The following is a 14,311-nucleotide window of genomic DNA, read 5'->3' as shown; positions in this document are numbered from 1 at the left end:
AAGCGAACCATGGTTCGCTGTTTGATTCTCTAAGCTCCATACTGCTTGACAAGTTTTTCGAAAGAATCCCAGTCCCGGACTGCCATGTCGGCGAGGATCTTGCGATTTAACCCTACATTGGCTTTGCTCAGCCTGTTCATGAAAACACTGTAACTGGTGCCGAGCTTCCTGCAGCCCAGGTTGATCCTGGTGATCCAGAGCCTGCGCATCTGGCGTTTCTTTTGTTTCCTGTCCCTGAAGGAATAGTACATCGCCTTCATGATGGCGTTGAGAGCGGTCCTGTAAAGCACATTTCTCGAATTTTTAAAACCCTTTGCGCGATTCAATACTTTCCGGTGTCTTTTCTTGGTCATGACACCGCCTTTGACCCTAGCCATGAGAACCTCCTTAAATAATGAATTTAATTCACGCGGTAATCATCCTTGCTGCGCTCTTCTGCTGCGATTCGTGGATCAGTGTCGCTTTGCGCAGGTTTCTCTTGCGTTTCCTTGATTTTTTAGTCAGAATGTGGCTTTTGAAGGCTTTGCTTCGCTTGACCTTGCCGCTTTTAGTGAGGGAAAACCTCTTGCAGGCCGCTCTTTTAGTTTTCATCTTGGGCATTGCTGTCCTCCTTCTTGAGAGCTTTTTCAATTTTCTTCGGTGCTATAAGCATTATGATCTGACGTTCTCTGAAATCCGGTTCTTTTTCCACCTTGCCGGCATCGCCGATCAGCCCGACTATTTTTTCAAAAAGCACCTTTGGCTTTTCCTTGTTCCCGATCTCCCTGCCGCGAAGCTGCAGGATAAATTTGACTTTGTGCTCATGAGCCAGAAATTCAAGGGCATGCTTGACCTTGATCCCCAGGTCGTGATCCTCTATGTTCAGCCTCATCGTGAGCTGCTTGATCTCGACGACCTTCTGCTTTTTTCTGGCATCGCGCTCTTTGCGGCGCAATTCATACTTGTACTTCCCGAAATCCATGATTTTGCAGACCGGAGGAACCGCCTGGGGAGCAATTTCCACCAGGTCCAGCTCAAATTCCCTGGCTTTGGCCATGGCATCTTGAAAGCTCACAATTCCAAGCTGCTCAGCTTCGGGACCAACCAGGCGAACCTCTTTCACCCTGATCTCGAAGTTGACTTTCGGGAGCTTAGGATTTCCGACTTTTCCTTTAATAGTTACACCTCCAAAATAAAATAGGCAGCCCTGGAAGCTGCCATTTTGAAATAAAACATGTTGAACATGTTGTTCCCGGACCGATATTACCCTCTAAGCCTGAGGCTGAGGGTGAGAAGCGGCAGCTTCTGCTTAGATTAATGCGCTTATATTAATATCCGGACTTTACCTTGTCAAATAGGCACTGGACCAGAGCACCAAAATTTTTCCTTCCAGTTTTTCAAGCCCCCGTGCTTAAGAATTTTTTCGCTAATTATTCTTCCTGTTTCAGGAGATATCAGTGATTCATTATTATTTTGAAGATAATCAAACAAGTTGTCCGAAAACAGGGAACCTATTGTGTACCAATAGCCGTATCCGGGTTGAGTGTTCAGCACGAAATCATAAAGCCAGGTGTTTTCGGAAATCTTTACCCCTGTAATATTCTCGAAATTTTTCGCATGATATTTCGATATTTCATCAGGAGCAATGACGCCGTCGGCGTAAATCTTCAATTCCGTTCTGGCGTTGTTCAGCACAAAGGCATCAAAATTGACAATAAAACTGTCTTTAAACAGATGATAGCAGCTGATATCATCTTCGGAAAATCCGAGTTTCAAAAGGTTCTCTTTGCTATAGAACAGTCTCTCAAAAAAAATGGCAAGTCCCTCCTTGATTCCAAAAAAAGGATCAGTGGAAACAAGAAGGTTATCTCCTGTTCGGTGAAGATATTCTACGGCATGCCCGAATTCATGCACAAGCGCACTTAGCTGCATCATATTTTGAGCTTTTTTCCCGATCAATATCACAGGCGGATCAAGTGTGAAGAACATGCCACAGGTGGGAATGTCTTCCACTTGAACCCTGACTCTGTCAAGGCAGTCGCCGTAACCTATAGATGCATAAAATTCCAATACCAGTTTCACCGGATCATCAATTTTCTCTCTGAATTTATCGAGTTTGATTGCTTTTCTGTTTTTGGTGAATTCCCAGTCACAGAATGAGAGGCTGCCGCGAGACTGAAGTCCCAGATTGTTTTTTACAGGTATAAGACGTTCTGCCAGTTTTCTAGTCTTGGAATCAAGCAAACGATGGATTTCATTTTCCTCTATGCCAGCCCTGAAAATTTCGCTGTAATCAATGAACCCGAATTTCCGGGCAAGTTCAGTCCTTTTTTTAATCATCCCCAGAGCCGGGGTGAGAATTCTGTCATCATTCCCGTAAAGGGCATGATAAATGCCATTTCTTTGTTCAGGGTCTTCTGTGGTATAAATTTTACCGAACAATTGGTTGAAACTCAGTTCTTCGTTATTGTAATTATACTTTTTCCCTCCCAGGTTCTCTTGGTATTCGTTTGTAAGTTTCAGGAGTTCTCCGTTCTTGTAGAACATGGAGTCAGTGATCGACTCCCTCGCCGCCAGAAGAATATTTCTCTTCTCCGACGGATGATTTTCTTTCAATTCCCTGTTCACATCTGCTAAAAGCCTGCTGTCGGCAATGAAAGAATGATATTCCTGCTGTTCTTTCTGGTCATCGATATCCTTGCCGCAACAGCTCTCTAATCTGTTGCGGTCAAGGAATTCTTTCCTCTTTTCTATTTCTTTCGCAAAAATGTTAATCCTTTCGAAGAATTCCATCTTAACTCCTTCCTATAATGAGGGCAGAGCAATTTTAACTTAATTTTGGCGGACACACAAGTCGTTCCAAGAAGAAAGGCGGGAATTCAGCATTGAAAAAAAGCCTATCCGGAATTATAATGAGTTAAGTTTTCAACTGGAGTCCTGCCATTATCAGGGAAAAGAAGATTGTCATCGGACCCGCGGCTTTCGAATTCATCAGGATCGAACCTGGAGAATTCGAAATGGGTTCGGATGGACCCTTCTCAGTCAGGGATGAACGACCTGTCCACTCAGTGACCATCAGAAAGGCTTTCTGGATCGGGAAATTTCCTGTCACCCAGGAGCAGTTTGAAGCAGTCAGCGGAAAAAATCCCAGCTTCTTCAAAGGCGGGAAATTGCCTGTAGACAATATTTCCTGGAATCTATGCCAGGAATTCTGCCGGGAACTCAGTTCGAGAAATGCTGGCTGGTTCAGGGTACCAACGGAAGCCGAGTGGGAATTCGCCTGCCGTTCAGGAAATTCTTCCGAGTTTTTCTGGGGGGATTCACTGAATGGAGATTACTTCTGGTATTCCTACAACAGCTCTGGTGAAACACAAGAGGTCGGCCTGAAAAAGCCCAACGCCTGGGGGATCCATGACATGCTTGGCAATGTCTGGGAATGGTGCAAGGATTTTTACAGCGAGGATTATTACATGGAGTCTCCTGAGACAGACCCTGTCTGCCTGAGGGACAAAATCAGGCTCGGCATGAAGGTGAAACGCGGTGGTTCCTGGCAGGAACCTGCAGATCGTTGCCGCTGCGGAAGCCGGGGCAGGGCAAATCCGGAATTCATGACCAGGGATACAGGTTTCAGACTGATTTTTGAAGAACTGGCATAAACCCGTAATTTCTCAAACATCAATTGTAACTTTAATTTTACTGTACATCAGACGAATTTGATTAATAATTGAATTACAAGTACAAGAAAGTAATTCAAGGGGGTACTATGAACACAAAATTTTACATCTGTTATTTTATCTTAGGGATTTTCATGACATTGACTGCTTCTGAGCCGGTTTCTCCGGCATTCAAACCCTTTTCCCTGCCATTCTTGTTCGGCAGAGGAAACTCTTTTACTTTTTCCAAGCCGGTTGCAGGACGGAATTATGTATTCTGCTTTTTTAACAACCGGCTCGGAGATGCTGCCATTGAAATCAGAAAGCTGGACGCCATGAGGGATAAATACAGCCACACCTTTTTTTATGCAGTAGATGAGAATGAACCTTCCAGATTCGGAGCGGATTTTGTGAACCGGAATACGATCGAGATGCGCTGCCTGTCTGACAGCTGCGGAGAACTCGCCAAGCTTTATGGAGCTGGTGGCTCTCCTTCAGTTCTGGTGATCTCAGGCAACGGCTCACCATATGTGATTAATTCTCTCCTGGTTCCTTCTCTTGACAAATGCCTTAAGGAACTCACCAGAGAACACGATCAGATTTTTTACATCTCCTCCAGGTTTTCCTATTACAGTCATGGAGCATCCAGCACCCGGGTCACGCTGGGATCGATTGAACCGGACAGTACCTATCGAAAAAGCGAATCCCAGTTCGAAAGCCCGGATTGTCATTATTTTACTGATATCGCGCCTTGCGGATATAAATTCCTGGAAGGAAAGTTTAAATGTACTGGATACAGTCTTATCGAGTACAACCTCAGAAATCAGAGCCTGAATGAAGTCAAAGGAGTCGGGGGATATACCGCGAAATATTCCCCTGACTATAGGCAGGTAGCCTTTGTAACAGGCCTCAAGGATACCACAATCCTCCGCACCTGCAATCTGGACGGCAGCGGACTGCAGGACTGGGTCACTTACAAGACCGGCTACAAGGGAGATTATGACAGTGATTTTATCCAATGGGGTGTGATTAATGATCCTGAGTTCACACCTGACGGGAAGACCATTGTATATTCAGCCTCGATAGAAGGGATCAGCAACCTTTATCAGGTGGATCTGATCAGCAGGGAAGTATACATGCTGACAGACAACACTGACCAGAAAACCAGCTATAGTTACCCTTGCGTGACTCCGGACGGCAGTGAACTTGTGTTTGCGGAATCCAGATGTTATGAAGACAGGAGAACAAGTTATCTCTGCACCAAGGAGATCCATGGCGGCAAAATCAACAGGTTTTACTGTGTTGAGGAGATGGGGATCTCTTCATTGCACCTTTCAGTTGACGGTGAGAAACTGGCATTTTTACAATATGCCTGCCATGGCTGGGACAGCTGGCTTAATGAAATCAGACTGGACAGCCTTGAACTTAAGCGGCTGTTCAAAGGGGATGTGGACTGGATTGTGGGCTGGAAATAATGTCAGTTTCCGGCCTTCTTATGTACAGAACCGGGTTTATAAAGCTCTTCCAGGATCTGCCTGATATTGGTCTGATTCACTGTGACATTATCGAGCTTGGTTTCACTGGTTTCAGAAGTATTTTTCTGCGATTCCAGATCACCGGAAGACAGGTCTTTCAGGGCATTCACGTTGATCGAGGAAAGAAGCTTCTGCACCTCGGTGGAGTCGCCTGAATTGAGTTTTTCGATCAGCTGGGAGACTTCGCTCGTATTGCAGGACTGGAACATTTCCTGGCCGTCGCTGCTTTTCAGATATGCGCCCATCGATGACATCAGCTTTTTCAGGAAATCCGAGTCTCCGGTCTTCACCTGGCCTCCGAATTCCGCCATGCTGCCGTTCAGCCTGGAGAGCAGGCCTTCCATCAGGTCAGGGCTGACCAGGCCTTCAGGGCTGAAATCAGGCAGATTCGCGGAGTCCTTGGCAGCTTCGGACAGCTTCGTCGGGTCCACGTCGTCAGGGTCCAGGCTGGTGCCTGCAGTGATGTTCTGCAGGCTTTTATTCAATTCATCAGTGTTTGGGATGTCCTCGTCATCGTCTGCCGCGAAAAGCGGCAGGGAGATAAAAATAAAAAAAAGAAAGCTGAAATAAAGCTTATACATGTTTCGCAGTGCTCCTTTCATTGTTATGGGCGCAGCAAGCGGCGGCATACAAATCTTGCTCACCATTATAGTATACCTGAAAAGAATTTGGAAGATACATAATCCGTCAGGCTGTGAATCACCTTGAATTTTACCAGTAGAATCAATATAATTCGTGCATGAAAAGTTCGCTCTGGCTTCCGCCTGAATGGAGCAAGAAAGCTGTCTGGTACCAGATTTTTCCTGAACGATTCAGGAATGGAGACCCAGCGAATGATCCCAGGATCGGAGACCTGAGTGGCGCTTATCCTGGAAATAACGACCTGGCCTGGCAGCTGCACCCCTGGAACTCGGACTGGTATCAGCGTCAGCCCTGGGAGCGGAATCAGCGTGACATCTGGTACAACATCCACCGCCGCCGCTATGGAGGCGATCTGCAGGGTATCCTGGATAAGCTCGATTATCTACAGGATCTCGGTGTAAACGCCATCTATCTGAATCCAGTTTTCGATTCCCCTTCTGCGCATAAATACGACAGCGCATCCTATCATCACATTGACCCTAATTTCGGTCCTGATCCTGACGGGGACCGCAAGCTGATCCAATCTGAAATCCCGGATGATCCGTCCAGCTGGGTCTGGACTTCTGCTGACAGGTTGATGAGATCTCTGATCTCAGAACTGCACAGGCGTAAAATGCGGATTATTTTTGATGGAGTGTTCAATCATGTGGGCTACAATCACTGGGCTTTCAAGGATCTGAGAAAGAGTCAGAAAAATTCGAAATACGGGGACTGGTTCTCTGTCAACGCTTGGGATGATACGGCTTCAGGAAGCAGTTTCGATTATAAATGCTGGTATGGCGTGAGAGAACTGCCTGAATGGAAACAGGATGAAAACGGGCTTGTGGAAGGGCCGAAAAAATACATCTTCGATTGCACCAGGCGCTGGATGGATCCTGACGGAAATGGTGACAGCTCAAAAGGTATCGACGGCTGGCGGCTGGACGTGGCTTTCCTGATCAGGCATCAGTTCTGGAAAGAATGGGCGGCACTTGTGCGAGAGATCAATTCTCTGGCATACCTGACAGCAGAAATCATCGACACTGTGGAAGCTAATAAACCCTATCTGGAAGGCGATGAATTCCACGCAGTGATGAACTACAATTTTGCCTTTGCCTGTTCGGATTTTTTCTTTGATAAAAAAGGAATATCAGCAACATGTTTTGATGAATTGCTCAGAAAACTTCGCGACGCCTATCATCCTGAAACGGCATATGCCATGATGAATTTGTTCGGAAGCCATGATACGAACCGACTGGCTTCGCACATTGTCAACGGATTTCCAGATTACCGAGACTGGTCTAAGTATTTCGACGAATCCCTTGGAAGGAATCGGAATTACAATGTGCGGAAACCGAATGCAGATGAGATCAGATTGCAGGAATTGTTTCTGATAATGCAGATGACTTATGTTGGCGCGCCCATGATTTTTTATGGCGACGAGGCAGGAATGTGGGGAGCCAATGACCCCTGCTGCAGGAAGCCGATGCTCTGGGATGACATAGAGTATTTCGATGAAGTATTCCTGCCTGATGATACAAAACGGGCTAAACCTGATCCAGTGAAATTCAACCGTGAGTTGTTCAGTTGTTACAAAAAACTGATTGGGATCAGGAATTCCCATCCAGCGCTGCAGATTGGAAAATATGAAACTATTGTGATTGATGATGAACATGAGATTTTCGGATTTTCAAGGAACCTGGGCAGGGAAGAACTGCTGATTTTTTTAAATAAAAGCCTTGATTCTCAGATTATTAGAGTTAAAACACTTAGTAAAGGGCCATTTATCGATTTGCTGGACGAAAAAGGCCTGTTTCAGGTTGTGAATGGTGAAATTCTGCTGGAAATCCCGGCTTGCGGGGGAAGGATTATCATGCAGAGATGATTGTTATTGATGGTAACAGGAAATTCAAGATTCAAGATTCAAGATTCAAGATTAATAATGCAGTCAGTAATGTCCGCTACCTGGCGAAATGTTTTTCAATGTATTTCAACATCAGTTCATCCGCCCTGTCACGGCACTGACCGCAGACTGTACTGATCTTGGTCTTTTCCTGCAGTTCGATGAAAGTGCGGGCACCTTCCAATACAGCATCTTCAATTTCCGAATCATAGATGGTCATACACTGGCAGATGAGTGTTCTGTTTTCCTCTCTGATCTTGTCCAGCATGCCGTTTTTTTTGTAGTAATCGTTGATTGCAGCCCTCAACGCCTTATCGCCGAGCACCGAGCAGTGGATTTTGCGGTCAGGCAGGCCGCCCAGCTTCTTCACTATGTCTTTGGGCGTGATTTTGAAAGCTTCTTCCAGCTTCATGCCTGTCACGACTTCCGAGAGCATTGAGGTACTGGCAATTGCGCTCGCGCACCCGTATGTTTTCCAGCGGCATTCGCTGATGATGTTTTTAACTTTATCCACTTTGATCACCATCAGCATCTCGTCTCCGCACTGCGGATTGCCGACCATCCCCCGGCCATCGGGATTGAAGGCTTCTTCGTCATCCAGGATGTTTCTGGGATTTGTGAAATGCTCGCGTACCAGGTCGGTGTATGCCCATTCGGTTTTGGCCATCTGTCCTCCGGTCTATATTACCAGTTGATTTTTCATCATATTTGTGGGGGCGCAGCATGCTGCGCCCTTACGAAAGTACATTCATTTTTTCTTATACGTTGTAGACATCCTGCGGATCTTCTCGATGATGCCAGGAAACACTTTCAGCACTCGGTGGATTTCTGATTCTGTCGTCTGCCTGCCCAGGCTGATCCGGACTGAGCCGTGAGCCCATTCGTGAGTCAAACCCAGCGCAAGCAGGACATGCGACGGGTCGAGTGATCCGGACGCGCAGGCTGAGCCAGTGGAAACGCAGATGCCTTCCAGGTCAAGGTAGAGCAGAATTGATTCCCCTTCAGCACCCATGAAAGAAACATTCAGAGTTCCGGGCAGGGTGTCATCCTGGTCTCCGTTGAAGCGGATGTCAGGTATTTTTTCAGCGAGTCCGTATTTCAGTGCCTTCTTCAGGCTCAGCAGTCGAATTGCTTCTTCATCCATCTCCTCTCTGCGCATGTCTATAGCTCTGGAAAGTGCCAGAATTCCGATCGTATTCTCTGTACCGGCCCTTCGTCCCATCTCTTGATGCCCGCCTCGGATGAATGGGCAGTAAGGGATGCCTTTCCGGATGTAGAGAGATCCTACACCTTTGGGTCCGTAAATTTTATGCGCTGAAAAGGAGAGGAAATCTATCTCCAGTTTTCTTACGTCCAGCGGAATTTTTCCTACAGCCTGCACAGCATCGGTATGGAAGTAAGCGCCATACTTATGTGCCAGCCTGGCAATTTCTCCTATTTCCTGGATGGTGCCGATTTCATTGTTGGCAGACATCACAGAGACCAGGGCAGTATGCTCTGACAGGAGTTTCTGCAGTTGGTTCAGATCGATCTTACCCCGGTCGTCTACTTTTAGAAAGTGCACTTTGAGACCTTTACTGGCAAGGCACTTGGAGGCCTCCAACACGCAGGGGTGCTCAATCACTGTAGTGATGATCTCGTCCCGTTTGCCCTGTTTGGCGCTGCAGCAGGATCCGTGGCAGGTGATATTGTTCAGAACTCCGTTATTAGCTTCAGAGCCGGTGCCTACAAAGATAAGTTCTTCAGGGCTGGCTCCGAGAAATCCGGAGATATTGGCACGTGAGGCCTCGATCGCTGCACGTGATGTGCGTCCCAGTTCGTGCAGGCTGGAGGCATTGCCGTAAAGGCTCATGGCCTTGATAATGGCCTTCTTCACCTCAGGGTGGATCGGAGTGGTGGCGTTGTTGTCCAGATAGATTATTTTGTGGCTCATTGCTCCCTCCGGCCGGATTTGATAAATTGTCAGCATTATATCATGATTCAGGATCAGTTTGAAGGCTCGGGGTACGATGTTCGCGGTTCGGGTATGGAACAAGAGGCTTGCGGTTCGAGGCACGGATCATGGCATGTATCAACAGAGAATCCGATTCCGGACCTCGCACCCCGAGCCTCGTACCCAAAAAGTAAGTGTGCTGTTAGAGGATTGAAAAAATGGATGAAAAGATCGATAACGGGCAGAGTCAGACTCACGAAGCCTTCCTGAAAATGAGGACTGAGAAGAGGCTGAAAGCCCGCGCCCGCAGGATCAGTGTGGTCGAAGGATCAGCTTGCAGCATAATGGACGGCTGCGGTCAGCGTTACATGATACCTTACGCTCTAGCGCTGGGAGCGCAGAACAGGGAAATAGGATTTCTGAGCAGCTTTCCCTCTATTCTGGGTGCGGTTTCCCAGCTGATCACAATCAGGATGCTGGGAAAATTTTCTCGGAGAAAGCTGCTTTTCTTCTCTGTTTTTTCCCAGGCTCTGATGTGGCTTATGATGATTTTCGCAGGTTACAGGTATTATTACTGCCCGCATGGCTCAATGGAGATAATAAATCTGCTGACCGTGATCTACACTCTGCTGGCTCTTTTCGGGTCAATGCTTACTCCTGCCTGGAACTCCTGGATGAACGACATTGTCCCGAAAAACAGGGGCCGTTATTTCGGCAAACGCAATCAGATAGTGGGCCTGGTTGCGATGGTGAGCATGCTGTTTGCTGGACTTTTCATGGATGTTTTCAAAAAAAACCACCTTTTCTGGGGTTTTGCAGGGCTGTTTGCCGTCTCTTTTCTGGCGAGAACAGTCTCTGCCCTCCTTTTCCTGATTCAGTATGAACCGCCATTCAGGCAGGAAAAAGGGAGTTTTTTCAGTTTCAGGGACTTTCTGCTCCGGATTTATGAGAATAATTTCGGAAGATTTGTGGTGTTCGTTTCCCTGATCGGTTTTTCCACCATGATCTCTGCCCCTTTTTTCTCAGTATATATGCTCAACGAGCTGCAGATGAGCTATACAGGTTATACCGCAGTAGTCCTTGCTTCGTCCCTCACCAACATGATCTTCATGCCTGCCTGGGGCAAGTTCGCGGACCGTTACGGCAATTTCATGGTGATGCGTATCTGCGGTATACTGGTTGCCATTGTCCCCCTGCTCTGGCTGGTATCACCGCAAGTGCATTCAATTCTTCCTTCTCTGGTTGTACCTGTGCTGGTATTGATAGAGGGTTTTTCAGGGATTGCCTGGGCCGGTTTTTCCCTGGCTAACGGCAATTACATTTTCGAGGCTGTCACCAGGCAGAAACTGGCGATCTGCGTGGCTTACTTCAACATCATATACAGCATAGGGGTTTTTGCAGGAGGAATGCTGGGAGGTTATCTTGGGAATATGGGGATCAGGCTTTCCGGTTCAGGCCTTCTCTTTGTATTCCTGATCAGCGGATTCGCCAGGCTGGCTACATATCTCCTGATGATCGGGAGGATCAGGGAAGTGCGGATCGTGAAGAAGTTCAGGCTCAGGGATGCGATAGAGATGATTTCACATCTGAATCTGATGAAAATTGTGGGCATATTTCGATAAAAGTGACTGGTGATTAGTGAATAGTGAATTGATAATATTGATTCCTGGTGGAAAGAGTGGAAATTCTCTATTTCATCATTCACTAATCACCATCAATTCATTGAGAGGTAAGAATGATAAAATCGACTATTTTTCTCCTGGTCATTGCAGTGACTGCAATTTGTGAGGGAGGAGTTATGAATCTCGTGCTTGCAGGCGGAGGAATTGACGACAGCGACAAGGAATATTACGGGACTATCATCAAGCTTGCCGGCGGGAATCACAGCCGGATCGGGATCATCACCGCAGCATCCGTGCCTGAGCGGGATGACCCGGACCGGGGAACTCCTGCTGCCAGTAATTCGCGGGAAAACGGTGAATTCTATCTGAAGCTTTTTACACAGCACGGTGCTAAAGCCGCAGAATGGATCCCGATCGATATTGACACGATCTCGAACAATAAAGATGAGAAACTGATTGCCAGAGTGGGGAAAATGACCGGCTTCTTTTTTGGAGGTGGTGATCAGACCAGGCTGGTGCAATGCCTGATGAATGACGATGCTTCTGATACGCCACTGCTCTCAGCCATCAGACGCAGATTCGAAAACGGAGCAGTGGTTTCAGGCACCAGTGCCGGAACCGCGATCCAGTCAGGGATTCCGATGATCTCAGGCGGAGTTTCATATTACGGCCTGCGTGACGGGATCTACAAAGATGGAGCTCCACATCCTCACGGCGATGATGATCTGACATATTCTCCGCAGGGAGGTTTTGCTTTTTTCAATCAGGGTCTTCTAGACACTCATTATGTGCAGCGCGGCAGACAGGGCCGTTCCATCAGGCTGGCATGGGAGAGGGGAGTCAGGCTGATCTTCGGCGTCGATGCCGGTGCCACCATGGTGATCAGGAATGCCAACACTCCTGACGCTGAAATGACAGTGCTGAGCGACCTTGGCGTGACAGTGATCGACCTCTCGCGTGCCCGGGCCGGAGCAGGCAAGGAATTTTCCATTTCCAACGTGCTGGTGCATTATCTGACGCACGGCGACAGGATGAAAATCGGGAAAAAGGAATTTCAGATTGCCGACTATAAAAAGCCGCTGGCAGGCAGGGAGGAAATACTTTCTGTAAAGCCATCCCCTGACATTTTCAGCTGTCCGGAACATGTCGTCGGCACCAGTGAGACCAGGATCTGTGAGAAGGAATTCATGCGCGTCACCACAGGGCTGTTCAAGTCTGCCAACCATGTTGTATACGGCACTACCTGGGAGAAGAATCCCAGATTTCAGGTCAAAATGGAAAAAAGTGGAAAATATGGATCAGCTGGTTATGAGGGCATCAGGAAGAAAGAATCAGTGATTTCCTATCTGAACATGCTCCTTGAAATCAAGCCGTTAAATGATGACTTCCAGAACAGTAGAATCAGGGAATAAAACGCGATCTTTTTCATACGGCATCTTCCCCTTTTCCGATCATTCCAACTCCCCGTATTTCTGATATTGCTTAGGCACATACCAGTTCTCAAAATTGTAGCGGATGCCTGCCGGCTCAAGCTTGATGCCGTGAATGCGTTTGTGAACAGCGTAGATCATGTCTGTCGCATAGATGAAGATGTAGGGCTGCTCGTCAGCCAGTATCTGATGGAAACGGTGATACATTTTTTCCCGTTCTGCCTGGTCCGTAATTTTACGGGCTTCTTCCAGCAGTCTGTCCACCTCAGGATTACTGTATGACATGAAATTATCACCCATCTTGCCTTTTTCCTTGTCAGGCATCTGTGATGAATGCCAGCGCCGGTATGGGTCCGGATCAACATTGTGGGACCAGCCCAGGATCATTGTATCGTAACTTTTGTAATCACAGATATCCATCAAGGCGTTCCAGTCCACAAATCTGACGCTGGCTGAAACGCCTACGTCCTTCCAGTAGTCCCGGATCATACAGGCGGCCAGTTTGCGGGTGTCATTTCCGTTGTTGGTGACTATCTCCACCTGGAATTTCTTTCCGTCCCGCTCCAGGATCCCGTCGCTGTCCGTATCTTTCCACCCTGATTCATTCAACATCTGCCTGGCTTTTTCAGGGTCATAGGGCCAGGGCTTGACGGACTTGTCGTATGCCCAGAAAAATGGAGGGAACGGGCCGGTTATGAGTGTGCCCATGCCATAGAGAGCGTTGTCAATGATCTTCTGCCGGTCAGTGGCCAGGCACAGTGCCTGACGAACTTTTCTGTCCTGGAAAAAAGGATTCAACAGATTGAATGAGAGAAAGTTGTAAACCCTCTGCGGATAACGGAAGACATTGAATTTTGAAGTGAATTCAGGGGTATCGGCCTGCTTGATGAACTGGTCTGTCGTGATCGCGAAGATGTCCACATTTTCCTTCAGAAGTTCCAGAAACTGCATGGACGGATCCGGAATGATTTTCAGAATGTAGCGGTCAGCATAGGGACGTCCATTGAAATAATCCAGGTTGGCTTCTAAAACTACTCTGGTCTGAGGTTCCCAGTTCTTCAGCCTGAAGGGGCCGGTACCTATCGCCTGCTGATTATATTTGGATGTATTGATATCTTCATTGAGGAAAAGGTGCCTGGGAATTATGCCAATCGACCAGGCTTCCAGGGCTGCTGGAGTCAGATTGTCGTATCTGACTCTGACTGTATCAGGGTCAATCACTTCCACAGTTTTGACCTGTGAGAAATTTTCCCTGTCATAGGTCTGGGTTTTGGGGTCAGCGATTTTCTGATATGTGAAAAGCACGTCCCAGGCATTGAACGGCGCAGCATCGTGCCATCTGACGTTTTTTTTCAGATGAAAGGTGATCTCCCGGCTCTCCAGCGAGATTTCCCAGGTATCTGCCAGATCGCCCAGCATATTCAGTTCCGGCCCTTCCTTGACCAGCCCGGAAAAAATCAGTCCGCAGGTTCTGCGGGTGACTGAATCAGGGCAGAGGATCGGGTTAAGGATTACAGGGCCGGCATTGGAAGTTTCCACGATACTGTCCCCATATGCCGGGGACAGCGAGATTTCCATCGTAGTTTCCGACACGCGATTGCTGGGAGTTTCTACGCCACAACCTGGGAGGAAAAT

13 protein-coding genes are annotated in these 14,311 nt (G+C 47.6%); 5 read left to right on the top strand and 8 right to left on the bottom strand.

Annotation, left to right across the window (positions count from 1 at the left end; translation table 11 throughout):
* Positions 1-29: 29 nt before the first annotated feature.
* The 4 genes from rplT to PHW04_05615 form a co-directional block, all read right to left on the bottom strand.
* Complete coding sequence (rplT, locus tag PHW04_05630) at positions 30-377, bottom strand: 50S ribosomal protein L20 (GenBank protein MDD2715358.1); 348 nt, start codon at positions 375-377, stop codon at positions 30-32.
* Positions 378-405: 28 nt separating this feature from the next.
* The gene (gene rpmI / locus PHW04_05625) at positions 406-600 is read right to left on the bottom strand and encodes a 50S ribosomal protein L35 (protein ID MDD2715357.1); all 195 of its coding nucleotides are present in this window, start codon (positions 598-600) and stop codon (positions 406-408) included.
* Positions 581-1,156 carry a translation initiation factor IF-3 gene (infC, locus tag PHW04_05620; GenBank protein MDD2715356.1) on the bottom strand — a complete coding sequence of 192 codons (576 nt, stop codon included), beginning with the start codon at positions 1,154-1,156 and terminating at the stop codon, positions 581-583. Before infC ends, rpmI begins: the two co-directional genes overlap by 20 nt.
* Before the next feature lie 173 nt (positions 1,157-1,329).
* Positions 1,330-2,772 (bottom strand): hypothetical protein, encoded by a 1,443-nt coding sequence (locus tag PHW04_05615; protein MDD2715355.1) that lies wholly within the window; start codon positions 2,770-2,772, stop codon positions 1,330-1,332.
* 203 nt (positions 2,773-2,975) lie between these two features.
* Here PHW04_05615 and PHW04_05610 point away from each other — a divergent pair, with 203 nt between their 5' ends.
* The gene (locus PHW04_05610; protein MDD2715354.1) at positions 2,976-3,635 is read left to right on the top strand and encodes a formylglycine-generating enzyme family protein; all 660 of its coding nucleotides are present in this window, start codon (positions 2,976-2,978) and stop codon (positions 3,633-3,635) included.
* A 107-nt stretch (positions 3,636-3,742) separates the two neighbouring features.
* Positions 3,743-5,107: a hypothetical protein gene (locus PHW04_05605; protein ID MDD2715353.1), complete on the top strand. Its 1,365-nt coding sequence runs from the start codon at positions 3,743-3,745 to the stop codon at positions 5,105-5,107.
* 2 nt (positions 5,108-5,109) lie between these two features.
* Here the strand turns inward: PHW04_05605 and PHW04_05600 are convergent, their stop codons facing one another.
* Complete coding sequence (locus tag PHW04_05600) at positions 5,110-5,748, bottom strand: hypothetical protein (protein MDD2715352.1); 639 nt, start codon at positions 5,746-5,748, stop codon at positions 5,110-5,112.
* A gap of 158 nt (positions 5,749-5,906) precedes the next feature.
* On the opposite strand from PHW04_05600, the gene PHW04_05595 reads away from it, so the two are divergent.
* Positions 5,907-7,673, top strand: coding sequence for a glycoside hydrolase family 13 protein (locus tag PHW04_05595; protein MDD2715351.1), 1,767 nt, complete (start codon positions 5,907-5,909; stop codon positions 7,671-7,673).
* Between the two features lie 76 nt (positions 7,674-7,749).
* Here PHW04_05595 and PHW04_05590 read toward each other — a convergent pair whose 3' ends face one another.
* A complete protein-coding gene (locus PHW04_05590) occupies positions 7,750-8,358 on the bottom strand; it encodes an iron-sulfur cluster assembly scaffold protein (protein ID MDD2715350.1) in 609 nt (202 codons plus the stop codon).
* Between the two features lie 81 nt (positions 8,359-8,439).
* On the bottom strand, positions 8,440-9,624 hold the full coding sequence (locus PHW04_05585) for an aminotransferase class V-fold PLP-dependent enzyme (protein MDD2715349.1): 1,185 nt from the start codon (positions 9,622-9,624) through the stop codon (positions 8,440-8,442).
* Positions 9,625-9,842: 218 nt separating this feature from the next.
* On the opposite strand from PHW04_05585, the gene PHW04_05580 reads away from it, so the two are divergent.
* A complete protein-coding gene (locus PHW04_05580; GenBank protein MDD2715348.1) occupies positions 9,843-11,246 on the top strand; it encodes an MFS transporter in 1,404 nt (467 codons plus the stop codon).
* A 176-nt stretch (positions 11,247-11,422) separates the two neighbouring features.
* Complete coding sequence (locus PHW04_05575) at positions 11,423-12,658, top strand: cyanophycinase (GenBank protein MDD2715347.1); 1,236 nt, start codon at positions 11,423-11,425, stop codon at positions 12,656-12,658.
* A gap of 39 nt (positions 12,659-12,697) precedes the next feature.
* Here the strand turns inward: PHW04_05575 and PHW04_05570 are convergent, their stop codons facing one another.
* On the bottom strand, positions 12,698-14,254 hold the full coding sequence (locus PHW04_05570) for a peptide-binding protein (GenBank protein ID MDD2715346.1): 1,557 nt from the start codon (positions 14,252-14,254) through the stop codon (positions 12,698-12,700).
* Between the last annotated feature and the right edge of the window lie 57 nt (positions 14,255-14,311).

This window comes from Candidatus Wallbacteria bacterium, assembly GCA_028687545.1.
In the GTDB taxonomy this organism is placed as follows: Bacteria; Muiribacteriota; JAQTZZ01; order JAQTZZ01; family JAQTZZ01; genus JAQTZZ01.
This window is presented reverse-complemented; position numbering and strand designations above follow the sequence as displayed.

Bases quoted from the DNA above. Each gene is read 5' to 3' on its own strand.
- rplT (MDD2715358.1), bottom strand. From the start codon at position 377: ATGGCTAGGGTCAAAGGCGGTGTCATGACCAAGAAAAGACACCGGAAA.
- rpmI (MDD2715357.1), bottom strand. From the start codon at position 600: ATGCCCAAGATGAAAACTAAAAGAGCGGCCTGCAAGAGGTTTTCCCTC.
- PHW04_05615 (MDD2715355.1), bottom strand. From the start codon at position 2,772: ATGGAATTCTTCGAAAGGATTAACATTTTTGCGAAAGAAATAGAAAAG.
- PHW04_05605 (MDD2715353.1), top strand. From the start codon at position 3,743: ATGAACACAAAATTTTACATCTGTTATTTTATCTTAGGGATTTTCATG.
- PHW04_05600 (MDD2715352.1), bottom strand. From the start codon at position 5,748: ATGTATAAGCTTTATTTCAGCTTTCTTTTTTTTATTTTTATCTCCCTG.
- PHW04_05595 (MDD2715351.1), top strand. From the start codon at position 5,907: ATGAAAAGTTCGCTCTGGCTTCCGCCTGAATGGAGCAAGAAAGCTGTC.
- PHW04_05590 (MDD2715350.1), bottom strand. From the start codon at position 8,358: ATGGCCAAAACCGAATGGGCATACACCGACCTGGTACGCGAGCATTTC.
- PHW04_05585 (MDD2715349.1), bottom strand. From the start codon at position 9,624: ATGAGCCACAAAATAATCTATCTGGACAACAACGCCACCACTCCGATC.
- PHW04_05580 (MDD2715348.1), top strand. From the start codon at position 9,843: ATGGATGAAAAGATCGATAACGGGCAGAGTCAGACTCACGAAGCCTTC.
- PHW04_05575 (MDD2715347.1), top strand. From the start codon at position 11,423: ATGAATCTCGTGCTTGCAGGCGGAGGAATTGACGACAGCGACAAGGAA.
- PHW04_05570 (MDD2715346.1), bottom strand. From the start codon at position 14,254: ATGGAAATCTCGCTGTCCCCGGCATATGGGGACAGTATCGTGGAAACT.